The following is a 22,773-nucleotide window of genomic DNA, read 5'->3' as shown; positions in this document are numbered from 1 at the left end:
GCTTTGAGGAGACTCTGGCCCCTGGCTGGCTGCCCGGGAGGTTAACAGCCAGCACCCTCATGTACGCGATAATTCTCTATTATCTCGTACATGAGCCATCTCGGCGGCGCGGCGACCAGGAGAATGTCTCGCCGGGACGGTGCGCGACTCCCACACGTTATCCAGTACATCACCGAAGGCGTCGCCCGGCGGCCGGCATGAGCGCAACGCCGAAGATCGCCGCCCTGCGCGGCGAGCCCGTCACGCTCGCCGCGGCCGCCGACGCCTTCCTCGCCACCCCTCGCACCGCCAACCCCAACACCCACCGCGCCTACGCCTCGGCCATCGACCGCGTCACCGCGCTGCTCGGCCGCGACCGCCCGCTGGCCGAGGTCGCCGACGCCGAGATCGGCACCGCGCTCGCCGAGCTGTGGGGCGCCAGCGCGCCGGCGACCTGGAACCGCAACCGCGCCGCCATCGCCTCCTGGCTGCTCTGGTGCCAGACCAAGAAGCACTGGGCCGCCCCGTCGGTCCCGGCCGACGCCGAGCGCCGCAAGGAGAGTGCCGACGAGACCCGCGCCGTGGCCAAGACCACCATCCACCGGCTGCTGTCGCGCCGTGACATCCCGCTGCGGGAGCGGGCGCTCTGGCGGATGCTCTATGAAACGGCCGCCAGAGCGGCTGAGATCCTGGCCCTCAACGTCGAGGATCTCGACCTGAAGCACCGGCGCGCCCCCGTCCGATCCAAAGGCGGCGCCATCGAATGGGTGTACTGGGACAGCGGCACCGCCCACCTGCTGCCCCGCCTCCTACGGCTCCCCGACGGCAGCACCCGCACGCACGGCCCGCTGTTCCTGTCCGAGCGCCGCCCCGTCCCCGCTCGTCGGCCCGCCGCGGGCGACATCTGCCCGTACACCGGCCGCGCCCGTCTGGGCTACGATCGCGCCCGCGTCCTGCTGGACAAGTACGCCGGACTCGATCTGCATCAGCTGCGCCACAGCGCCGCCATCCACCTTGGCGAGGCTGAGGTGCCGCTGCAGCTCATCATGGGCAAGACCCGGCACAAGAACCCGCGCACCGCCATGCGGTACGTCAAGCCTGGAGCTGAGGCCATCGCCAAGGTCACCGAGGTCCTGGCGCCCCGCCGCCGTATCCACTGATCAACTGAGTGGCGGCTCGCCGGAGCCATAGGAGTTCCGGGCCTTTTACGCGCAGAAGGTAGCGGTCACTGCCTCTTTCCCCCGTACTTGGTCTGCCCCCCTCACCGGGAGGGCGAGGCGTGCACGGCGGGGCGCGGGCGAGCGCTTGACGCCCGGGTGTCAGGGGACGCGCCGCACCCGGATGCCGTGGGCGTCGGCGCGCTCGGTGCCGCCCGCGTCCACGTTCGTGATGGGGATCAGCCCCCGCACCTGCCCCGAGCGCCCGTCGTCGGTCATGCGCACGATCAGCATGCCGGGGTCGTGGCCGTGGGAGGAGTGCGGGTCGCCGGAGAGCGGGTTGGGGCCGCGCGTCGAGGCGAACACCCACCCGTGGTCCGGCGAGGAGGCGAACAGGTCCACTGTCGGGTCGGCGCTGTACGGGGAGGTCAGCGGCACCGTGTTGACCCGGGCCCCGGTGCGCCCGTCGAAGACCTCCACCACGTTGGCGTCCCGGTCGCCCACCCAGACGTGCCGCTCCCGGGGGCCGACGGCGGTGCCGTGCGCGTCGCGTTCCGGGGTGTCGTCGTCGTAGAGCCGCTCGACGGCCGGCGTGTTCGGCGGGTTGGCGGCCGAGTAGCCGCCGCGGGGCATCCGGAAGACGCTGAACTGGTCGAGGTTGGCCGGGGTGCCGCCGCCCCCGTCGCCGAAGACGGCGCCCTTCGCCTCGATGAACCCGCAGCCGTTGGCGGGCACGTGCGCGGCGTCGTACTCGCCCGTGATGGCCATCGGCGTGGCGCGCCAGTCCACGACGAACATGCCGCCGCCGCGCAGGCTGACGAAGACCGGGCCGTTGTCGGAGGCGATGAACGGGCAGATCGGCGCGTTGTCGGGGCGCAGCTCGGGGGCCTGGCAGGGCGCGCCGGCCGGTGTGGTGCAGCCGGCCAGGTCGAGCGTCGCCGCGGGCTCCTGGGTGAAGGTGCCGGTGGCGTAGTCGGTGCGGATGCGCTCCAGCTTCTTGCCGTTCTGGTTGGCGATGACGAGGTAGCGGTCGTCCCCGGTGGGCCACAGGGCGTGCGCCTGCCGGGCGCCGCCCGCCCCCGTCTCGGTCTCGACGCAGGCGAGCGGGAGTCGGGAGGCGGCGTCGAAGATCACGACGTGGCCGCTGGCGACGAAGGCGAGCGCCGCGTGCGTCCCGGCCTGGTTGAACACGATCATGTGCGGCCTGACCGGGTTCCTGCCGGTGGCGGCCAGGCACAGGGACGACGTGGCGCCCGCGAGGTCGATCACGGAGACCGGGCGCGCGGCGGACAGCCGCCTGGTGACCTCGCCGCCGTCATAGACGTGCACGTAGCCGCCGTAGGTGCGGCCGTTGCTGTCGGACTGGTCCACCAGCCAGATCTCGTACGCCTCACGGCCGGGGTCGGCCCCGGCGGCCCCCAGGGTGAGCGTCATCAGCAGCGCGGCGATCACGACACGCCATTTCACGGCGCCTCCCAGGGACGTCTCCAGCACTGATCGTCGCCTGCAGTGTCTCCGCGATCTCGTGTCCGGACAAGGGTCACGCCACGATGCCGGCCGGGGGCCGGCGGCACGCTGCAGCACGTGCTGCAGCGCCTGCCGCAGGCGATGGGCGGCGTCCAGCGCGCCTCACCGAATGATCCCGGATCAGGGGCGAAGGTCCTGCGTCGCGGGGCCGGGCGGTCCGGATCAGGGCTGAAGCTCCTGCGTCGCGGGGGCGGGTGGCGCGGATCGCAGGGGGACCTGCCAGCGCAGGCGGGTGCCGCCGCCGTCGTCGGGAGCGTCGAGGTGTGCGGTGCCGCCGAGCCCGCGGGCCCGCTCCTCGATGTTGCGCAGCCCGCTGCGCCGCCCGGCCGTCCCGACGCCGACGCCGTTGCCGGTCACCACCAGCGGGAGCCGCTCGCCCGCCTCGACCGACACCTCCGCGCGGCCGGCGCGGGAGTGGCGCACCACGTTCGACAGCGCCTCGCGCAGCACGGCGAGCAGGTGCTCGGCGACCGGCTCGGGCACGACGGTGTCGATCTGGCCCTCCATGCGCAGGCCCGGCATGAAGCCGAGATGGCTGCCCGCCCCCTCGACCAGCTCCACGATCTGCCCGCGCAGCCCGGGCGCGATCTCGTCCACCGGCCCCTGCAACGCGAAGATCGACGACCGGATCTGCCGGATCGTCTCGTCCAGCTCGTCGATCGCGTGCTGCAGCCGCTTGGACGCCTGCGGATGATCGACCAGCCGCACCGTGCTCATCAACGTCATGGCCGTCGCGAACAGCCGCTGGATGACCACGTCGTGCAGGTCCTTGGCGATGCGGTCGCGGTCCTCCAGCAGGCCCAGCCGCTCGCCGTCGCGCCGCGCCTCCGCCAGCTCCAGCGCCAGCGCCGCCTGCCCCGCGAACGCCTGCAACATCTGCCGGTCCGCCCCGCTGAACGGCAACCGGCCGCTCCGCTCGGCCAGCATCAGCACGCCCCGCACCCCCGGCGCGGTGCCCAGCGGCACGAGCAGCGACGGCCGCCCCTCCGGCTCGCTCATCGGCTCGCCCCAGGTGAACACCTCGCCGGCCGGCGTGCCGTCGATCTCGCACGCCGTGCCCAGCAGCTCGCGCGCGCCCTCGCCCTCGGCGGCCGCCACCCGCAGCGCCGGCCCCTCCGGCAGCAGCACCTGCGCCAGGTCCGCGTCGCTCATCTGCCGGGCGCGCGCGGCCACCACCGACAGCACCTGGCGGGGATCCGCCCCGGACAGCAGGTTCGTGGTCACGTCCGCGGACGCCTGCAGCCACCTCTCGCGCCGCCGCGACTCCTCGTAGAGGCGGGCGTTCTCCACCGCGACGCCGGCCGCGGTGGCCAGCGCGATCACGACCGCCTCGTCCTCCTCGTCGAACTCGCCGCCGCCGCGCTTCTCGGTCAGGTACAGGTTGCCGAACACCTCGTCGCGCACGCGTACGGGCACGCCGAGAAACGTGCCCATCGGCGGATGGCCGGGCGGGAACCCGTACGACTCGGGGTGGTCGGCGATGCGGCCGAGCCGCAGCGGCCGCGCGTCCTTGATGAGCAGGCCGAGCAGCCCCAGCCCGTGCGGCCAGTGCTCGATCCTGGCGATCTCCTCCTCGCTCAGCCCCACCGGGATGAACTGGACGAGCGTGTCGCCCTCGCCGGCCACGCCCAGCGCGCCGTAGCCGGCGTCCACCAGCGTGGTCGCGGTCTCCACGATGCGGCGCAGCACCGTCTCCAGATCGAGGTCGCTGCCGATGGAGACCACGGCCTCGAGCAGCGCATGCACGCGGTCCCGCGTCGCCAGCACGGCGTTCAGCCGCACCTGCAGCTCCGCCAGCAGCTCATCGAGGCGCATCTGCGGCATCAACGGACGGTGCTCGCTCTCCACACCGGCCAGCCTGGCACGCCGGGGACGCGGCCCGTACCTAGGTCGCGGGCAGCGCGGCGGCCAGCAGCACCACGCCCAGCGAGCCCACCAGCGACGCGATCGCCATGCTCCTGGCCAGCCGAGGACGGCCGGCGCCGCTGGCCCAGCCGTGCGCCCCGACCATGGCCATGACGGCGCAGAACAGCAGCAGCTTGGCCGCCAGGATCCGGCCGTAACCCGGCTCGGCCAGCATGGCCCACGTGACGCCCTTGTGCCAGGCGATGGCCACGCCGGTGGCGAGCTGGAGCGGCAGGAACACCGCGACGGTCAGCAGCCCGAAGCGCCGGCCCACGGCGGTCAGCACCTGGCCGCGCCGCTCGGCGTCGAGCAGCCGCCGGGCCGGCGGCAGCACCACCAGCGACACCGTGAGCTGCCCGCCGACCCACAGCGCCGCCCCGAGCACGTGCAGGAACCGCACCACCGACCACCACGTCATGGCTGTGTGCGCCCTCCTCACCCGTCCCGGAGCCCGATCAGGCTACCGGCCGCGCCGGCCGGGGCCGCAGGGTCCTCCTTCCGGCGAAGAAGGGACTTTGGTCCCTGGTCCCGCACGGGACGGGGTCGGCAGGCTGTGATGGTGATGTACCAGAACGGGACGGACGCCCGGCGGCTGCGGGAACTGCCCGGGAGCGAGGCGCTGCGCCTGCTGGCCGACGTGCCGTTCGGCCGGATCGTCTTCACCCGCCACGCGTTGCCCGCGATCCGGCCGGTGAACCACGTCGTGGTGGACGGCGCGATCGTCATCCGGTCCAGCCCCGGCACGATCCTCAGCTCCCACGTGGCGCCGGCGGAGGCCGTGGTGGCGTACGAGGCCGACGAGCTGGACGGGCACGAGCGCCTGGGCTGGAGCGTGATCATCACCGGGGTGGCGCGCCTGGTGACGGAGCCCGGCGAGGCGGCGCGGTTCCGGGCCGTCCTGACCCCCTGGGTGGCGGGCGAGATGGAGCAGGTGATCCGCATCCAGCCGGAGATCGTCACGGGGTTCGAGCTCGTGCCCGCGGCGGTCACGGCGTAACGGGCGTACAAAGGTCGGTCCGCCGGGATAGTGGGCGCGGCACGGACGGATGGGGAACGCTGCCCGTGGACGGAACGGACGCAGCCCCCAGAGTCGGGAGATCCCCATGGACCATGCCGGTGCACGCCCGTTCGTCATCGATCCCGCGGGCCGCGACATCCACGGCGAGGCCGAGCACATCCGCGCGCTCGGGCCCGCCGCGCGCGTCGAGCTGCCCGGCGGCGTCCTGGCGTGGGCGGTGAGCGACCAGGCCCTGCTCAGGCGGCTGCTCACCGATCCCCGGGTGTCCAAGGACGCCTACCTGCACTGGCCGGCCTGGATCAAGGGGGAGATCTCCCCCGAGTGGCCGCTGTTCGCGTGGGTGGCCGTGCGCAACATGCTCACCGCGTACGGGCCGGATCACCGGCGGCTGCGCGGGCTGGTCTCCAGCGCCTTCACCGTCCGCCGCACCGCCGCGCTGCGCCCGCGCATCGAGGCGATCGCCGCGGAGCTGCTCGACGAGCTGGCCGACGTGCCGCCTGCGACGGTGACCGACCTGCGCGAGCGGTACGCCTACCCGCTGCCGATCAGGGTGATCTGCGAGCTGTTCGGCGTCGGCGACGAGGCGACCCGCGAGGAGGTGCGCCACTGCGCGGACTCCTTCTTCCAGATCGGCCGGCCCGACGCCCCGGACACGGCCGACATCCTGGCCCGCCTGCAGGCCGTCCTGCGCGGGCTCGTCGCGGACAAGCGCGCGAACCCCGGCGACGACCTGTCCTCGGCGCTCATCGCCGCCCGCGACGAGGAGAACGCGCCGCTGGAGGAGCACGAGCTGGTCGACACGCTCGTCCTGTTCCTGAGCGCGGGTCACGAGACCACGGTCAACCTGCTCGACAACGCGATCTGCGCGCTGCTCGCCCATCCCGGCCAGCTCGCCCTCGTCCGCGCCGGCCGCGTGAGCTGGGACGAGGTCGTCGAGGAGACGCTGCGCAGCCAGGGCCCGATCGCGAACCTGCCGCTCCGCTTCGCCGTCGAGGACATCGACCTCGGCGACGGCGTCGTGCTGCCCGCGGGCGAGCCCATCCTCAACTGCTACGGGGCCGCCGGGCGCGACCCGCTCGTGCACGGGCAGGACGCCGGCGCGTTCGACGTCACCCGGGCCTCGAAGGAGCACCTGGCCTTCGGGTACGGCATGCACCGCTGCCTCGGCGCGCCGCTGGCCACTCTGGAGGCCACGATCGCGCTGCCCGCCCTGTTCGCGCGATTCCCCGGCATGAGGCTGGCCGTGGCGCCGGACGAGCTGCTGCCGCTGGAGTCGTTCATCTCCAACGGGCACCGCGCGCTGCCCGTCCTGCTGTCGGTCTGACGTCGATCCCGCCGGCACGCCATCGCGGGCGGCACCTGCCATGGCTACTCCCTGGCCGTGCCCGGTGACCGCGGTTCCGTGCGCGAGGCGATCGAGGGCGTCCGCGTCCGTCGGGCACCATGAACACGCCTCGCATTGTTCACCGTCCCTTGGCGTTGACGTCCTTCCTTGACAACACGCGAAAAGCGATCATGACGGTATCCGTCACCCCTTCCGCAAGGAGGCTTCGTGCACGCTCCGCCGCGCCCTCGCCCGTCCTGGCCGGTACGGCTCGCCGTCGTCCTGTCCGCCCTCGCCTCCCTCGTCGGGCTGGCCGGGGTCGCTCCCGCCAACGCCGCGGTCTACAGCTCCTGCACCATCTCCCGCTGCGCCGACGCCCGCTCGGCCAAGGCGATCTGGGCCTCCAAGGGCTACCCCACCAGCGCCGGCTGGTACTCCTGGCCCGACGGCAGGTACAACTACACCGGCGGACGCCACTACAACCGCGAGGGGCAGCTGCCCGCCGACGCGATCTACTACGAGTACGACGTGTACTCTCGTGCCCGGGGCGCCGCGCGTGACGCGTACCGGATCGTCGTCAACCGCAGCACCGGCGCGGCCTGGTTCTCGCCCAACCACTACACCGACTTCTACCGGCTCTAGGGAACGTCCATGGCCTCTGCCCCGCGTCCGCTGCCCGCATGGCTGACCGTGTCCACCGGCCGGGTCGTGGACGGGCGGGCCTGCCGGACCCGTGCCGCCTTCTTCGAGGAGGTGGCGCGGGCCCTGCGCTTCCCCGGCTACTTCGGCCGCAACTGGGACGCGCTCACCGACTGCCTGCGCGACATCGGAGCCGTCACGCTCGTCGTCGGCCACGCCGAGGAGCTGCTGGCCGACGAGCCTGCCGAGCAGCTCGCCACGTTGCTGACCGTGCTCGCCGACGCCTCCCACGACGGGCTGGCCGTGACGCTGTGCGCGGACGCCGGGCACGACGCCGCGCTGCGCGAGCGCGTCGCCGCCGCGCTGAGCTGATCCCGGTCACCCCTGGAGGTAGCGCAGGACGGCCAGCACGCGGCGGTGGTCGTTGTCGGACGGGGCCAGGCCGAGCTTGGTGAAGATCTGCGTGACGTGCTTCTCGACCGAGCCGTAGGACAGGAACAGGCTCTCGGCGATGGCGCTGTTGGAGCGGCCCTGCGCCATCATGGCCAGCACCTCGCGCTCCCGCGGCGTCAGCAGCGCCAGCGCGTCACCGCGGCGGCTGGCGCCCATGAGCTGGGTGACGACCTCGGGGTCGAGCACGGTCTCCCCCGCCGCGACGCGGTCGAGGGCCGACAGGAAGTCCCTGACGTCGGCCACGCGCTCCTTGAGCAGGTAACCGATGCCGCGGGCGCCGCCGGCGAGGAGCTGGGCGGCGTAGCGGGTCTCGATGTACTGCGAGAACACCAGCAGGCCCAGCCCGGGATGGTCGCGGCGGACCTGGATGGCGGCGCGCAGCCCCTCGTCGGTGTGGGTGGGCGGCATGCGCACGTCCACCACCGCCACGTCGGGGCGGTGCTCGGCCACGGCCGCCACCAGCGCGTCACCGTCGCCCACGGCGGCCGCCACCTCGTGGCCGCGCGTGGTGAGCAGCAGGCACAGGCCGTCGCGGAGCACCACGGCGTCCTCGGCGATCACGATGCGCATGGGCCGTCCGTTCACGCGCGCAGGGGCAGGTCGACGGTGACCACCGTAGGGCCTCCGGCGGGACTGTGGATCGCGAGCTCGCCGTCCACCACCCGCACGCGGCCGGTCAGTCCGCGCAGCCCCGACCCGGTGGCGGGCCCGCCGTCCGCCACGACGGCGCCGCCCTCGCCGTCATCCCACACCCGCAGGCGCAGCCGCCCGCCCTCCGCGCGCAACCGGATCGCGGCCTGCCGGGCGCCGCTGTGCTTGGCCACGTTGGCGAGCAGCTCGGCGGTGCAGAAGAACGCGATCGTCTCGACGGCGGGCGAGGGCCGCTCGGCCAGTTCGGCGTCCAGGTCCACCGGCAGCGGGCTGCGGGCGGCGAGCGTGGCCAGGGCCACCTCCAGGCCCTTGTCCAGGGCGGGCGGGTGGATCCCGCGGATCAGGTTGGTCAGCTCCGACAGGGTCTCCTTGGCGCCGCGGTGGGCGCCGTCGATCAGGGCGCGGGCGCGTTCCAGGCGCTCGGGGTCGCCGGCCTCGGCCAGCTCCTCCCTGGCCATGCTGAGGCTCATGGCCAGCGCCGTCAGCCGGGCCGCCGTCCCGTCGTGCAGGTCGCGCTCCACACGGCGCAGCGCGGCGGCGGCGTCCTCCACGGCCAGCGCCCTGGTCTCCTCCAGCGTACGGATGCGGTCCTGGGCTGGGGGCGGGCCGAGCAGCGTACGCGCCAGCATCCGCTCCGGCAGCAGCGCGACGTGCACGGCCCAGGGGGCCAGCAGCAGCAACCCCAGCCCGAGCACGCCCAGCAGCAGCGCGCCCGGCCAGCCCTCCGGCGCAGGGAGGCCGGGGAAGCGCCACCACAGCGGGCACGTCAGCAGCACCAGGCCGAGCCCCCACGTCCCGGCGGCGGCCGCGAAGGCGAGCGCCGCCGCGGGCAGGCGGACCACGGCGTGGATGATCGCCCGCCAGCCGGCGACGTCGCCGAGCGCCGAGCCCATCCGGTTCAGCAGGCCCCGGCCCGGGCGGTAGGGCGCGGGCGACGGCACGTCCGTTCCCGCCAGCGTCCGCGCCAGCCCCCGATTGGCCGCGCCGAGCCGTCTCGCGCCCACCACGCATCCCGCCAGCAGCGGCAGGCCGACCAGGTAGGTGGAGGCCACCACGCCGACCAGCACGACCAGCAAGTGGACCAGGCCGAGTGCGGCCATCACCGGCACCGTCAACGTGTAGCCGAGCTCGCGCCAGATCCGCACCGGCCCGCTCCCTTCTCCTCGCCTTCCAGGCTGACGGAACCGCCCTGGGACGGCCACCCGGTGATCCCCCGGGGGTTGTCCCCCGTCGGGCACGGCGGACCTTCCCGTGGTGCGCGGGTGGAGGCGCGGGCGAGGGTGGCCCTGTGGGTGATCGATCGGACATCGGTGGATCGAAGGAGAGGAGTCACGACATGTTCCGCAAGTCCACGGGCCTGGCGGCCGGGCTGGCGATGGCGACGCTCATGGGGCTGGCCCCTTCAGCGGAAGCCGCGGCGGACACGGCGGCGGGCACGACGGCGGGCGCGGCGGCGGGCGCGACGGCGGGCGCGGCGGCGGGCGCGGCGGCGGGCGCGACGGCGGGTGCCGGAGCGGTGCGGCCTGCTCGGGAGACGGCGCCCCAGCCGGCCTCGGCCGCCCAGACGGCGGCTCGCAGGACGGCGCCGATCGTGTGGGGGGCGTGCACCGGTGAGGACGTTCCCGCCGGGATGGAGTGCGGCGCGCTCGACGTGCCGGTGGACTGGTCGAAGCCGCGCGGCAAGCAGGTCAGGCTGGAGCTGGCCAGGCTGCCGGCCACCGAGCCGGCCCGCCGCATCGGCAGCGTGCTCGGCATCCCCGGCGGCCCTGGCGCCAGCGGCATCGACGACCTCAGGCGGGCGGCGCCCGACCTGACCGAGCTGCGCCGCCGCTTCGACCTCGTCGGCTACCGGCCGCGCACCACGGCCTGGGGCGCGACCGCGGCCGAGCCGTGCTGGAAGCCCGGCGTGGCGCTGCACGACCCGCGCGGCCCCAGGGAGTTCGAGGCCATGAAGGCGGCGATGGCCCGGGCGTTCGAGGCCTGCCGCGAGGCTGACACGACGGGCCTGTTCGCCCACCTGGACTCGCTGTCCATCGCCAGGGACATGGAAGCCGTGCGCCGGGCGCTCGGCGAGGAGCGGCTGAGCTTCATGGCCAACTCCTACGGCGGGGTGGCCGCGGCCGCGTACATCAGGCTGTTCCCGCAGCGCATCAGGGCCATGTACCTGGACGGGGTGGTCGACCAGACCGAGGGTTGGCCCATGGTGAACCTGGTGATGCGCACCGGCGTGGAGGAGGCGCTGGAGCGGTTCGGCCGCTGGTGCGCGGCGACTCCCGCGTGTGCGCTGCACGGCGAGGACGCCACGGAGATCTGGCGCGAGCTGACCCGCGCCACCGACCGCGAGCCGATCCCGATCAGGTCGGAGCGGTACGGCGAGGGCGAGCTGACCGGCTGGCACCTGCGCAGCCTCGGCTTTCTCCCGGACCCCGGCCCCGGCCACTCCCGGTGGCTGGCGCTGGCCGAGTGGGTGGACAAGGCGCGGCGCGGGGACGGGTCGGGGTTCGCCGACCACGTCCTGGGCAACACGCAGGTGTGGGCCATGCCCGCGATGCTGGCGATGACCTGCGGCGACGAGCGCGGCTACACCGGCTGGGCCCAGCTCCGGAAGTACCGCCGCGACATCCGCGAGGCCGCGCCGGACTTCTCGGGGGCGGCGTTCGACCAGCTGGGCTGCATCGGCTGGCCGCAGCCGGTGGCCAATCCGGCGCGCCGGCTGGAGGTGCGCGGGCTGCCGCCGATGCTCGGGGCGGGCACCCTGGAAGGGGACTTCCCGTTGACCGAGCGGTTCATCCGGATGGTGCCGGGCTCGGTGACCCTGGGGTATGACGGGCCCGGGCACGTCCTCTACCTGCTGGGCAAGAAGTGCCCGATCGCGCACGCCACCGCGTACCTGGCCGGGCTGAGGCTGCCCGCTGCGGGCACCGTCTGCCCCGCGGAATGACGCGGGCTCGCCCCGAGGCGGCCCCGTCGTGGACGTAGGTGCGGGTGGCCGGGGCCCGGCGTGGTTCTCATCGGGCGGCGCGCGTGACGTCCTTGATGTGGGCGTTGCGCAGGAGGATGAGCCTGGTCAGGTAACGCTTCAGGACCAGGATCTCGGCGAGCGTGCCCAGCGGCGGCACGGGGGCGGCGAAGTCGACGACGTCCGTCATGAGCGTGGCCGCGCCGTCGTGCGCCGCCTCGAACGTGTGGGCGTGACGCCAGCGCCTGAACGGGCCGGTGACCTGCTCGTCCACGAAGTACGAGGGGCGCGTGCTGGCGCTGATGATCGAGGTCAGATGCCAGGTGAGGCCGAAGTGGCGGGCGCGCCACGTGACCTGGTCACCGAGAGAGAGCCGGCCGGACGTGACACCCGCCACCGCCTGCTCGGCGGTGTGCCCCATCGAGGACGTGTGCACGTCCACCGACAGGGACGCGTCGAAGACGACCGGCGGCGGCGCCAGGACCAGTGTGGTCACCTCGAATCGGGCCATGCGCGGATCCTAGCCCCGCACACCCGCCCTGCCCTCCGCCAGCCCGGCCCCCGCAGCCCCGCAGCCCCGCAGCCCGACGCAGGGTAGGCACCGCAGAGCAGACGGCCGCATGGCACGCGGCCCGCGCAGGACGGGCAGCGCTCAGGGCGGCAGCCCCGAACACCACAGGCCGCACATCCCACGGGCCACAGGCAGCGGTCGCAAGGCCGCGGACCGCAGGCGCTGGGCCGCACGCGGTGGGGCTGCCCTACGGCATGCGGCGGCGCAGGGCGGCGGCGCTCAGTACGGAAGGCGGCAGGCGGCAGGCGGCGGTTGCTGGGGTTTGCGGGTGGCCGGGTCAGCGGTCGCCGGTGAAGCGGCGGAGCAGTTCGTCGGCGGCGGCGAAGCCGGCGACCACGTCCGCCGCCGTGCGCTGCCGCTCCACCATGCCCACCGCCTGCCCGGCGTAGACGTAGGCGGTGTCGAAGTCGCCCGCCGCGCGTGCGGCCTCAAGCTCCGCCCGCGCCGCCTCGTCACCGGCCAGTTCCTCCTCCCGCCCGTGCCACCGCTCGAAGAAGGCGTTCCGCAGCGCGCGCCCGCCGAACTCCGGCGGCCAGGCCAGCCGTTGCGCGACGTCGAAGACCCGCCCGTACGCCGTGCCGGTCTCCCCGGTGGCCAGCACGCGCGCCAGGGCGGCCTCGGACAGCGTGGTCTCGGCGCAGCCCAGGAACGCCGTGCCGGCCCAGGCGCCCGCCGCGCCGGCGGCCAGCACGGCGGCCAGGCCCCTGGCCGTGGCGATCCCCCCGGCGGCCAGCACCGGGACCGTCACCTCCTCCAGCACGCCCTGCAGCAGCGGCAGCGTGGCCACCTCGGCACGGCCGTGGCCGCCGCCCTCGCCGCCTCTGGCCACCACGACGTCCGCGCCGGCCTGCTCGGCCTCCCGCGCCTCCCGCGTGGTGCCGGCCTGGACGGCGACGGTGATGCCGGCGCTCCGCAGCGGCTCGACGTACGGGGCGAAGTCTCCGAAACTCACCGAGACCAGCGCCGGCCCGGCCTCGATGGCGGCGTCGAGCTGGGCGGGATGGTGCTCCAGCGCCCACGCCATCAGCCCGATCCCGTACGGGCGCCCGCCCGCGGCGGCGACCGCGGCCTGCTCCGTGATCCACGGGGCCGGCGCGGAGGCGGGCACCCCGATCATGCCGAGCCCGCCGGCCGCCGAGACGGCCGCTGCCAGCCGACCGTCCCCGACGCCCGCCATCGGCGCACCGACCAGCGGCACGTCCAGGCCGAAACGGTCGGTCAGCCAGGTGCGTGGCATTCGTCGCTCCTCATCACCCAAGGTCTCATCACCATCACCAGAGGCCACGTTGCCGGAGACCTCGCCACAGCAGGCCTCGTCACTGACTCCAGGCCTGCTCGTCACTGACTGGAGGCCTCGCCACCGCAGGCCTCGCCGCGACTACAGCCTTCGCCACCGCGGGCCTCGCCACTGACTACAGGCCTCGTTACTGCAGGTAGCCTTCGACCTGCGCGACCGGCGCGACCTTGGCGTCGTCGGGGTCCATCCCGGCCGACTGGCGGGCGCGGCGGCGGCGCAGCAGGTCCCAGCACTGGTCGAGGGTCTCCTCCAGGTGGGTTATCCGGGCGTGCTGCTCCGGGCCGGCGGACTCGCGCCGGGATAGCAGGTCGTGCTCCTCCTCCACGAGGGCGTGAATGCGCTGGAGGATCTGCTGGTCGTCCATCGTCCGTCCGATGCCTTCCTGTGTGCATGCCGATCGGGACCCACCGTGCTGGGGGGACGATCCACCGTACATCGCACGAATGTGTGATCTTGACGGCCATGCCCGCCGGGCCGGCCGGCCGCGGGAAAGGACCCCCGCACCCGGCCGAGACGAATTTCTCGCAACCCGCATATCGATGCGGCAATAAATTTCAACAGGCCCGGAACCGTCTCCGCCGCACCGGCCGGCTTTTTCTGACGCGTAATCTTCTTATGCCGTTCCAGGAAGTACCGTTCCAAGGTCGCTTCCGCCGATCATTGGTCGCGGCAAATCAAGATCCGTGTGTAATCGTACGGTCCTGTTGGGGAAAAGCCGCGCGTTGCAAGGTGGTCATATGGATTTCAAGATCCTCGGGCCGATCGAGGTTCGTACCTCTCTCGGGAGACCGATCGCGCTCGGCCGCCGAAAACAGCGCGTGCTGCTGGCCGCCCTGCTGCTCAACACCGGAAAGGCGATCCCCAGCCGGCGCATGCTCGACTGGCTGTGGGGCGAGCGCGCCCCGGCCACCGCGGAGTCGAACCTCTACACCTACATCTCCGCGCTGCGCAAGGTGCTCGGCTCTCCCTCCCGCATCGAGGCGGGCTCCAACGGGTACATGCTGCGCGTCACGCCCGGCGAGGTCGATGTCACGCTGTTCGAGGACCTCGCCGCGCAGGGGCGGCTGGCGCTGTCCGCCGGACGCCACGACGTCGCGCTCGACCGGTTGACCCGGGCCCTGTGCCTGTGGCGCGGCGAGTCCGTCCTGGAGGAGCTGCCCCTGCCCGCGCCGCTGCGCTGCGAGGCGGCGCGGCTGGAGCGGCTGCGCGCGACCGTCGTGGACGCCTCGCTGGAGGCCAGGCTGGCGCTCGGCCAGCACGGCGAGATGCTCGCCGACCTGGAGGCCATGACCCGCAGGGACCCGCTGAACGAGCGGCTCAGGGCCCAGCTCATGCTGGCCTTGTACCGTTCCGGCCGCAGGGCCGACGCGCTGACCGTCTATCAGAGCGCGCGGATGACGCTGGCCGCGGAGGTCGGCATCGACCCCGGCCCCGACCTGGTCCGCATGCACCAGCGCATCCTCGCCGACGACCCCGCCCTGACGCCGCCGCCGGCGGTCGCCGCCCGCAGGGCCCCGGCCGAGCTGCCCATCGGCTCGGCCGCCTTCACCGGCCGGACCACCGAGATCTCCCGACTGCGCACGATGCTGACCACCGGCTCCGGCACCACCGCCATCTCGACGATCACGGGCGCCGCCGGGGTCGGCAAGTCGGCGCTGGCCGTGCACGTCGCCCACCAGGTCGCGGGGCATTTCCCGGACGGGCGGCTCTACGTGGACCTGCACGGCTCCACCCCCGGCGTCGCGCCGCTGAACCCGGCCGACGTCCTGGCCCGCCTGCTGCGCTCGCTCGGCGACGACACGGCAGCGGGGCCCTTCGGGCGGCCCGACGTGGACGAGGCCGCGGCCCGCTTCCGCTCGCTGACCGACGGCAGGCACCTGCTGCTCCTGCTCGACAACGCCCGCGACGCCGCGCAGGTGCGCCCGCTGCTGCCCGCGAGCCCCACCTGCCGCGTGCTGGTCACGGCGCGCAGGATGCTCACCTCGCTGGACGCCGCGTCGCACTTTCGCCTCGGCGTCATGGCCGAGGACGAGACCTCCACGCTGCTCGGCCGCCTGATCGGGGAGGAGCGCGTGGCCGCCGAGCAGTGGGCGGCGCGCGCGATCGTACGGCTGTGCGCCGGGTTGCCGCTGGCGATCAGGATCGCCGCCGCCCGGCTGATAGCCAGGCCGGAGCTGTCGCTGCGCGCCCTGGCCGACCGGCTGGCGGTCGAGGACCACCGCCTGTCCGAGCTGCAGGCCGACGACCAGGCCGTACGGGCGTGCTTCATGATGAGTTACCGGAGCCTGGACGCCGAGTCCTCCCGGATGTTCCGGCTGCTGAGCCTGCTCGGCGGCGGCGTCATCAGCGTCGCGGCCGCCGCGGCCCTGGCCGACCGCCCCGAGCCGCGCACCGCCGACCTGCTGGACCATCTCGCGGAAGCCCAGCTTCTGGAGTCATGCGGCCACGACCGCTACCGCATGCACGACCTGCTCAGCCTGTTCGCCCGCGAGCGGGCCAGGGAGGAGGACACCGAGGAGGACCAGGCCCAGGCCGTCCGGCGGGCGCGGCGCGGCGTCCGGACGCTGCCCGCCCTGCCACCCGCCCTGCCACCCGCCCAGCCACTCCCTCCGCCGCTCGCCCCGCCGCCCGCCCAGCCGGTCACCTACATGACCGTGAGGGGCTGAAGCCGGCCCGCCCGCGGGAAATCATCCGTATTCACCGGGAGATCGGATCGAGAAATACCCGGCGATCCGCTCCCGGCCGCTTTTTCTTCTCCGCCGTCTCGCGCCCGCCGCCGACCTACACACATTTGTATGGCACGGGGCATAGCCGGATTCGACATTGTTGACGCCAGGTCTCACCTTTTCTCGCCGCCGAGAAGAAGGCCGGGCACCAGCGGAATTCGCGCGAACCGGGAAGGGCGGACGTGTCTGAACTCATCGGCGTGGACGAGTGTGAAAGTTTCACCGTGAAACAGGTCCAGGACTTGTACAGAAGGTACGTCAGCCGCAGCCAGGTCAACCTCATGACCTCCTTCGGCTTCGGCCGGGAACTCGTCGAGAGCGCCGAGGGCGCCCGGATCAGGACCCGCGACGGCCGCGAGGTCCTTGACGTCACCGGCGGGGTCGGCGTACTCAACCACGGCCACAACCACCCCCGCATCCTGCAGGCCCGGCGCCGCTTCGCCGACCGCCGGCGCATGGAGGTGCACAAGGCGTTCTTCTCGCCGTACGTGGCCGCCCTCAGCCACAACATCGCCACGCTGCTGCCGGGCGACCTGAACATCTCCTACTTCCCGAACTCCGGCGCCGAGGCGAACGAGGGCGCCGTCAAGATGGCGTACAAGTACCACGGGGGGCGCCGCAACACCATCCTCCGCTCCGACATCAGCTTCCACGGCAAGACCCTGGGCGCGGGCAGCCTGACCGGATCGTCGGAGAACTCCTTCCGCTTCCCCGGCCTTCCCGGCATCGTCGTCCACCCGTACGGCGACGTCGCGGCCGTCCGCGCGGCCGTCGAGGCCGCCCGCACCCCGGACGGCACGTGCGACGTCTACGCGATCATGGTCGAGCCGTACAGCGCGTCGAGCATGCGCTGCTGGTCGGAGAGCGACCTGTACGAGCTGCGGCGGCTCTGCGACGCCGACGACATCATGCTGATCTTCGACGAGGTCTACACCGGCTGGGGCAAGACGGGCAGCCTCTTCTACTTCATGCGCCATCCCGACCTGCTGCCCGACATCCTCGTCTACTCCAAGTCCCTCGGCGGCGGCAAGGCGTCGATCGCCGGGTACACCGCCCGCGAGCGTGTCTTCCGCAAGGCGTACGACCGGCTCTCGGACGTCATCCTGCACAGCACCACCTACTACGGCTTCGGCGAGGAGACCGTCACCGCCATCGAGGCGGTCAACATCGTCATCGAGGACGACTACCCCGCCAGGGCCCGGCAGATCGAGCGCATCCTGGGCCCCGGCCTGCAGAACATCCACAAGCGCCACCCGGACGTCGTCGGCCGGGTGAGCGGGGTGGGCTCGCTGTGGGGCGTGTTCCTCAGCGGCGGGCCCAAGGTGCTCGACCTGGCCGCCAAGCTCGCGCCGGGCTTCTCCGGCGACCCGCAGTTCCGCACCAAGCTGGTCGCGCTCTCGGTCATCGCCGACCTCTACCGCGAGCACGGCATCGTCTCCTACTACAGCCCGAACGCCGACAACCCCCTCGTCGTCGCGCCGACCCTGGCCATCGAGCCGGAAGACGTCGAGTACTTCCTGGATAGCCTCGACAAGACGCTGTCGAAGGGCCTGCCGCGGTTGCTCGCCGCCTTCGTGCGGGAGAAGGTGGGGTCGCGATGGCCCGCCGGGTCGTAGTCACCGGCAGCGCCGGGATGCTCGGCGGCCACCTGGCCCGCCGGCTCGTGCTCGACGGCCACGACGTGCTCGGGGTCGACGTGCGTCCCCAGCCCGACCCGCTGCTGGCCGCGGGGCACCGGATCGGCGACGTGCGCGACCTGCCGCTGATGACCGAGGCCATGACCGGCGCGGACGCGGTCGTGCACTGCGCCGGCGCGCTGCCGAGCTACCCGGCCGAGCAGATCCACGACCTGATCGTCACGGGAACCGGCACGGTCCTGGAGGCCGGGCGCCGGGCCGGCGTGGAGCGGCTGGTCCACATCTCCTCCACCGCCGTGTACGGGCTGCCGTCGCTCGTGCCCACCCCGGAGGAGCATCCCCGCGCCCCGGTCGACCCCTACACCAGGGCGAAGGCCGAAGCGGAGGAGCTGGCCGAGAAGTACCGGGCCGACGGCATGTGCGTGCCCGTCCTGCGTCCCAAGACCTTCCTCGGCCCCGGCCGGATGGGCCTGTTCGCGATGCTCTTCGAGTGGGCCGAGGAGGGCCGCAACTTCCCGGTGCTCGGCAGCGGGGACAAGCGCATCCAGATGTTCGCGATCGAGGACCTGGTGGACGCGGTGGCCCTCGTGCTCGACGCGCCGGCCGGGGTCGCCGGCGACACCTACAACCTGGCCGCCGCCGAGTTCGGCACGCTGCGCGAGGACTTCCAGGCGGTGCTCGACGCGGCCGGGCACGGCAAGCGGGTCGTCTCGCTGCCCGCGGGACCGGCCCTGGCCGGGCTCCGGCTGCTGGAGCGCAGCAGGCTGTCCCCGGTGTACGGGCGGCTGGCGCGCAAGCTGCTCGCCGACTCCTATGTCAGCATCGACAAGGCCCGTGAACGGCTGGGCTTCCGCCCGCGGCTGTCCAACCGGGACGCGATCCTGCGCACGTACGCGTGGTGGCGGGAGCAGCGGGCGGCCGGCGTACCTGCCGGTTCAAGTGGCGGCGCGACGAGCCGTGACGCGTGGCGGCAGGGCGCGCTGTCCCTGGCGAAGGTCTTCTTCTGAGCTATCGGGGTGAAGCATGCGCCTTGTCGAATCGGCAGACGTTCCAGAGAGCCCGCAGCGCCAGGAAGCGGCGCAGGACCGGGCCGTGGCGACCCGCAGGCGCCCGGTCGCGGACCTGGCCGCCCTGATCCGCCCCTCCCACGCGGCCAAGGCGATCCTGCTCGTGCCCGTGGCGCTCATCGGCGCGACCCCGCCCAGCCTGTCCGAGGTGGTCGGGGTCGCCTGGGCCACGGTGGCGTTCATGCTCGCCTCCGCCGCCGTCTACATCGGCAACGACATCGCCGACCGCCACCGCGACCGCCTCCATCCGGTCAAGTGCGCCCGCCCCGTCGCGGCCGGCCGGGTGGGGGTGCTGACCGCTGCCGCCTGCTGCGCCGTCCTGCTGGCGGTGCTCGCGGCCATCGTCGCCCAGGCGCCGGCGTCCTCGTGGCCGGTGCTGGTGTACCTGGTGCTCAACGTCGCCTACAGCCGCGGGCTCAAGCACGTTCCGCTGGTCGACGTTGGGGTCGTCGCGGCCGGCTTCGTCCTGCGCGTCGTCCAGGGGTACGAGGTGACCGGGGACCGGGTGCCCTCCTGGCTGCTGATCACGGTGTTCGCGATGTCCCTGCTGCTGCTCATCGGCAAGCGCCGCCAGGAGCTGCTGGAGGCCGGAGCCGTGCACCGGCCCGCGCTGCGCGGCTACTCGATGGAGCTGACCAACTGGCTGCTGCAGATCGCCTCCGTGCTCGCCCTCGTCTCGGGCCTGATGTACCTGCGTGACGAGGGGCCGTTCGGCCCGCATCACGGCCAGACGGCCATGATGCTGTCCACCCCCTTCGCGCTGTTCGCCCTCTTCCGGTACCTGCAGATGCAGCTCGTGGACAAGCAGGGCGGTGACCCGGTGCGCCTGCTGCTGCGCGACCGCGTCATGGTCGCGAACTCGATGTTGTGGGCCGCCGCCCTCGGCGTGACGCTCGTGCTCGTCCACCTGTGACAACGATTGTGAGAGGAAGGCGATGGACGTCCGCTTACTGGGACCGGTCGAGGTGACCTCCGGTGACCGCGGTGTGCCTCTGGGGCCGCCTCAGCGGCGCGCGGTGCTGGCCGCCCTGGCGATCGACGCCGGCCGGCCCGTCTCGCTCCGCACGCTGATCGAGCGGGTCTGGGACGATCCGCCGGACCGGGCGGCCGACTCGCTGTACGCCCACATCGCCCGCCTGAGGCAGGCGCTGACCGTGACCGGCGCCTGCATCGAACGCCGCGACGGCGGTTACACGCTCGAGGTGGACCCCGATCGGGTGGACGCCTACCGGTTCCGGCGGCTCGCCAAGCAGGCGCAGCTACGCGCCCGCGACGACTTCGCGCGGGCCCGGCTGCTGGGCGAGGCGATGGAGCTGTGGCGCGGCGCGCCTCTTACCGGCATCCCCGGCGAGTGGGCCGCCCGCATGCGGTACGGCATCGAGCAGCAGCACGTCGGCGCCCTCGTCACCTGGGCCCAGGCGCACCTGCGCCTGGGCCGTCCCGACGTCGTGGTCACCGAGCTGACCCCGCTGGTGCCGCGTTACCCGCTCGCGGAGCCGCTGGCGAGCCTGCTCATGCGCGGCCTGTGCGCGCTGGGACGCGGCGCGGAGGCGGTGGCCCTGTACGCCCGCCTGCGCGGGTACCTCGCCGACCACCTGGGCGTCGAGCCGGGGCCTGAGCTGCGCGCGCTGCATCTGCGGATCCTGCGTGCGGGCACGGGCCCGGCGCCCCGGCCGGCCCTGCTTCTCGCCCAGGTCACCGGCTGAGCGAGACGACCAGCCGCTGCCCGCTGTGGTCGGACAGGCCGTCGGAGCGGACCAGCCGGTACTCGTGCACGGCGATCTCGGGCGTGGTGTACGCCCAGTCGATCCGCCACAGCGACAGCAGCGGCCGCCGTTCGTCCCAGGTGGCGGGGTAGAGCGAGCGCAGCGCCGGGGCGGCGTCGGTCATCCGCTCCGGCACCAGGCGCAGCAGGCCCATCGCGGGCGAGGCGTTGAAGTCGCCGGCCAGGACGGCGGGCAGCGGGTTCGCCCGGATGTCGGCGGCCAGCGCGCGCAGGTTGGCCTCGCGGGCGTCGTGCTGGGCGCGGCTGAGGCCGCCCGCGGCGACCGGCGAGTTGATGTGGGAGTTGTAGAACGAGACGGTGCTGCCGCCGACGCGCAGGTCCGTGCGCAGCGTCTTCACCGTGTGGAAGCCCGGCCAGCCGGAGCCGGGCGGCACGTGGGCGTCCCCCGCCTCGATGCCGCGCTCCAGGACGATGGGGAAGCGCGACAGCGTCACCATCTCGCTCGCCGTGGCGATGTGGAACCCGGGGAACTCCCGGCGCAGCCTGTCCAGGTCGTTCACCCGGATCGGCCGGGAGTCCGCGCCGAAGTAGACGTACTCCTGCAGCAGCAGCACGTCGGCGTCCTGGGCGCGGAGGTGGCGGTAGAAGGCGGCGACGTCCCGCGGCGGCGTGCCGGCCGGCGGGGGCGCCATGCCGCTCACCGGCTGGTCCCAGTACCAGGTGTTCCAGGAGAACACCTTGATCGCGTCCGGCGGGGCCGGGGCGGCGCGGTGCCACAGCGAGGCGAGGTTGAGCCCGCTCGCGCCACCGCCCAGGATCAGGGACACCAGCGCCACCGCGACGGCCGTCCGGCGCGCGCGGCGCGCCACCGCCAGGGCCGCGGCGAGCAGCAGCACGGGAACGGCCGCGAACGCCAGCGGCGGGACGAGCTCGGGGCCCTGCCACCACCACACCCGCCCGGACAGGACGCGGTGCAGCACCACGAACACCGTCCAGGCGATGGCCGCGCACAACACCAGCGGGACCCTCCGGCGCGCCCGCGACGGCGTGGCGCCGGTCGTGCGCGTCTGCCGGGCCGGATCCCGCAGCGGAGCCGTCATGTGGCCGCCTGCCCTGAGACCTCCATCGTCACGTCGGGATCGTAGAGCCGGCGGAACCTCGCCGAGCACAGCCACCGCGCGACCCCGGCCGCCACCCCGGCGGCGATGGTCACGTTCACCAGGAAGTGCACGGCGCCGAAGTACAGCAGGAACAGCGGCCCGCGCCTGCGCAGCACGAAGCGGTACATGCCGAGGTCGGCCAGCAGCGACACGGCCAGGGCCAGGGCGGCGGGCGCGGCGCCGGCCGGGCCGAGCGGGATCACCAGGGGCGAGGCGGCCACCGCCGCCAGCGCGGCGAGGCTGCCGCCGGCCCGGCTGGAGGTCTCGAACCCGCGGGCGAAGCGCCGCCGGCGCGCGTACAGCGGCACCCTGGCGCGCCCCCGCCGGTACAGCTTGCGCAGCAGCTTGGCCAGCTTGTCGTCGTGGTCGTGCCGCGAGCGCACCGCGGTGGTGAGCAGCATCTCGTAGCGCTGGGTGAGCCGGTGGCCGTAGTCGACCTCCTCGGTCTCGCGCAGGCGCGGGTTGAACGGCCCGATCTCGTCGAACACCCGGCGCGGCATCGCCATCAGCGCCGAGAACAGGAACGAGACGGGCCCCTCCGAGCTGACCGTCCAGTAGTGGTACTGCAGCGCCCGGTACTCCTCGACGAGGCTGTCGCGGATCAGCGGCTCGGGGTCGTGGATGCTGGACACCACGCCGAGCCCCGGATCGGCGGCGAGCAGGCCGACCGCCACCTCGACGGCGTCGGGGTAGGCGGCCACGTCGGAGTCCACGAACACCAGGATCTCACCGCTCGCGTGGGCGGCGCCGAGGTTACGGGCGGCGGCCACGCCCAGGTTCCGCTCGGTGCGGATCACCCGCACGCCGAGCCGCCGCGCGACCTGCGCCGAGTCGTCGGTGCTGCCGTCGTCCACGACGATCAGCTCGATCGGCCGGTACGTCTGCGCCTGCAGCGCGCGCAGGCACAGCTCCAGCGAGGCGGCGTAGTTGTAGTTGGGCACGATCACCGACACGACAGGCCCTGGCCCGCTCATCGC

At 73.5% G+C, this 22,773-nt stretch carries 21 protein-coding genes; 11 read left to right on the top strand and 10 right to left on the bottom strand.

Annotated elements, in window-relative coordinates; all coding sequences use genetic code 11:
• The first annotated feature begins 197 nt into the window (after window positions 1–197).
• A complete protein-coding gene (locus tag AB0I79_RS46990) occupies window positions 198–1,139 on the top strand; it encodes a site-specific integrase (RefSeq protein WP_357888084.1) in 942 nt (313 codons plus the stop codon).
• A 159-nt stretch (window positions 1,140–1,298) separates the two neighbouring features.
• Here the strand turns inward: AB0I79_RS46990 and AB0I79_RS46985 are convergent, their stop codons facing one another.
• From AB0I79_RS46985 to AB0I79_RS46975, 3 genes are all read right to left on the bottom strand, one after another.
• Window positions 1,299–2,603, bottom strand: a complete 1,305-nt coding sequence (locus AB0I79_RS46985) for a hypothetical protein (RefSeq protein ID WP_357888081.1) — start codon at window positions 2,601–2,603, stop codon at window positions 1,299–1,301.
• Between the two features lie 222 nt (window positions 2,604–2,825).
• Entirely contained in the window at window positions 2,826–4,487 is a 1,662-nt protein-coding gene (locus AB0I79_RS46980) for a GAF domain-containing protein (protein ID WP_357888077.1), read from the bottom strand.
• A gap of 61 nt (window positions 4,488–4,548) precedes the next feature.
• A complete protein-coding gene (locus AB0I79_RS46975; RefSeq protein WP_357888074.1) occupies window positions 4,549–4,986 on the bottom strand; it encodes a hypothetical protein in 438 nt (145 codons plus the stop codon).
• A gap of 138 nt (window positions 4,987–5,124) precedes the next feature.
• Between AB0I79_RS46975 and AB0I79_RS46970 the strand changes: the two genes are divergently transcribed.
• The 4 genes from AB0I79_RS46970 (at window position 5,125) to AB0I79_RS46955 (ending at window position 7,921) form a co-directional block, all read left to right on the top strand.
• Complete coding sequence (locus AB0I79_RS46970; protein ID WP_357888071.1) at window positions 5,125–5,565, top strand: pyridoxamine 5'-phosphate oxidase family protein; 441 nt, start codon at window positions 5,125–5,127, stop codon at window positions 5,563–5,565.
• 106 nt (window positions 5,566–5,671) lie between these two features.
• Window positions 5,672–6,910, top strand: a complete 1,239-nt coding sequence (locus AB0I79_RS46965) for a cytochrome P450 (protein ID WP_357888068.1) — start codon at window positions 5,672–5,674, stop codon at window positions 6,908–6,910.
• Between the two features lie 228 nt (window positions 6,911–7,138).
• Entirely contained in the window at window positions 7,139–7,552 is a 414-nt protein-coding gene (locus tag AB0I79_RS46960; protein WP_357888066.1) for a ribonuclease domain-containing protein, read from the top strand.
• Window positions 7,553–7,561: 9 nt separating this feature from the next.
• The gene (locus tag AB0I79_RS46955) at window positions 7,562–7,921 is read left to right on the top strand and encodes a barstar family protein (RefSeq protein WP_357888063.1); all 360 of its coding nucleotides are present in this window, start codon (window positions 7,562–7,564) and stop codon (window positions 7,919–7,921) included.
• A gap of 6 nt (window positions 7,922–7,927) precedes the next feature.
• On the opposite strand, the gene AB0I79_RS46950 is transcribed toward AB0I79_RS46955, so the two are convergent.
• Window positions 7,928–8,572, bottom strand: a complete 645-nt coding sequence (locus AB0I79_RS46950; protein ID WP_357888060.1) for a response regulator transcription factor — start codon at window positions 8,570–8,572, stop codon at window positions 7,928–7,930.
• An 11-nt stretch (window positions 8,573–8,583) separates the two neighbouring features.
• Entirely contained in the window at window positions 8,584–9,798 is a 1,215-nt protein-coding gene (locus AB0I79_RS46945; protein WP_357888057.1) for a sensor domain-containing protein, read from the bottom strand.
• Between the two features lie 191 nt (window positions 9,799–9,989).
• Between AB0I79_RS46945 and AB0I79_RS46940 the strand changes: the two genes are divergently transcribed.
• On the top strand, window positions 9,990–11,594 hold the full coding sequence (locus AB0I79_RS46940) for an alpha/beta fold hydrolase (protein ID WP_357888054.1): 1,605 nt from the start codon (window positions 9,990–9,992) through the stop codon (window positions 11,592–11,594).
• A 67-nt stretch (window positions 11,595–11,661) separates the two neighbouring features.
• On the opposite strand, the gene AB0I79_RS46935 is transcribed toward AB0I79_RS46940, so the two are convergent.
• The 3 genes from AB0I79_RS46935 to AB0I79_RS46925 all read right to left on the bottom strand — a co-directional run bounded on the left by AB0I79_RS46935 (window position 11,662) and on the right by AB0I79_RS46925 (window position 13,844).
• Entirely contained in the window at window positions 11,662–12,123 is a 462-nt protein-coding gene (locus AB0I79_RS46935) for an SRPBCC family protein (protein ID WP_357888051.1), read from the bottom strand.
• A 337-nt stretch (window positions 12,124–12,460) separates the two neighbouring features.
• On the bottom strand, window positions 12,461–13,420 hold the full coding sequence (locus tag AB0I79_RS46930; RefSeq protein WP_357888048.1) for a nitronate monooxygenase: 960 nt from the start codon (window positions 13,418–13,420) through the stop codon (window positions 12,461–12,463).
• Between the two features lie 187 nt (window positions 13,421–13,607).
• On the bottom strand, window positions 13,608–13,844 hold the full coding sequence (locus AB0I79_RS46925; RefSeq protein ID WP_357888045.1) for a DUF2630 family protein: 237 nt from the start codon (window positions 13,842–13,844) through the stop codon (window positions 13,608–13,610).
• A gap of 373 nt (window positions 13,845–14,217) precedes the next feature.
• On the opposite strand from AB0I79_RS46925, the gene AB0I79_RS46920 reads away from it, so the two are divergent.
• The 5 genes from AB0I79_RS46920 (at window position 14,218) to AB0I79_RS46900 (ending at window position 20,616) form a co-directional block, all read left to right on the top strand.
• Window positions 14,218–16,146, top strand: a complete 1,929-nt coding sequence (locus tag AB0I79_RS46920) for a BTAD domain-containing putative transcriptional regulator (protein ID WP_357888042.1) — start codon at window positions 14,218–14,220, stop codon at window positions 16,144–16,146.
• 302 nt (window positions 16,147–16,448) lie between these two features.
• Complete coding sequence (locus AB0I79_RS46915; RefSeq protein WP_357888040.1) at window positions 16,449–17,822, top strand: aminotransferase class III-fold pyridoxal phosphate-dependent enzyme; 1,374 nt, start codon at window positions 16,449–16,451, stop codon at window positions 17,820–17,822.
• Entirely contained in the window at window positions 17,804–18,850 is a 1,047-nt protein-coding gene (locus AB0I79_RS46910) for an NAD-dependent epimerase/dehydratase family protein (protein ID WP_357888038.1), read from the top strand. The genes AB0I79_RS46915 and AB0I79_RS46910 overlap by 19 nt, the downstream gene beginning before the upstream one ends.
• Window positions 18,851–18,935: 85 nt before the next feature.
• On the top strand, window positions 18,936–19,823 hold the full coding sequence (locus AB0I79_RS46905) for a UbiA prenyltransferase family protein (RefSeq protein WP_357888035.1): 888 nt from the start codon (window positions 18,936–18,938) through the stop codon (window positions 19,821–19,823).
• A gap of 22 nt (window positions 19,824–19,845) precedes the next feature.
• The gene (locus AB0I79_RS46900) at window positions 19,846–20,616 is read left to right on the top strand and encodes a BTAD domain-containing putative transcriptional regulator (RefSeq protein ID WP_357888032.1); all 771 of its coding nucleotides are present in this window, start codon (window positions 19,846–19,848) and stop codon (window positions 20,614–20,616) included.
• Here AB0I79_RS46900 and AB0I79_RS46895 read toward each other — a convergent pair.
• Together AB0I79_RS46895 and AB0I79_RS46890 are read right to left on the bottom strand one after the other, a co-directional pair.
• The gene (locus AB0I79_RS46895) at window positions 20,606–21,736 is read right to left on the bottom strand and encodes an endonuclease/exonuclease/phosphatase family protein (protein WP_357888029.1); all 1,131 of its coding nucleotides are present in this window, start codon (window positions 21,734–21,736) and stop codon (window positions 20,606–20,608) included. The two genes, AB0I79_RS46900 and AB0I79_RS46895, sit on opposite strands and share 11 nt — an antisense overlap.
• The gene (locus tag AB0I79_RS46890) at window positions 21,733–22,770 is read right to left on the bottom strand and encodes a glycosyltransferase family A protein (RefSeq protein WP_357888026.1); all 1,038 of its coding nucleotides are present in this window, start codon (window positions 22,768–22,770) and stop codon (window positions 21,733–21,735) included. The genes AB0I79_RS46895 and AB0I79_RS46890 overlap by 4 nt, the downstream gene beginning before the upstream one ends.
• Window positions 22,771–22,773 lie beyond the last annotated feature (3 nt).

The sequence above is a fragment of the Nonomuraea sp. NPDC050202 genome, assembly GCF_040656115.1.
In the GTDB taxonomy this organism is placed as follows: domain Bacteria; phylum Actinomycetota; class Actinomycetes; order Streptosporangiales; family Streptosporangiaceae; genus Nonomuraea.
This window is presented reverse-complemented; position numbering and strand designations above follow the sequence as displayed.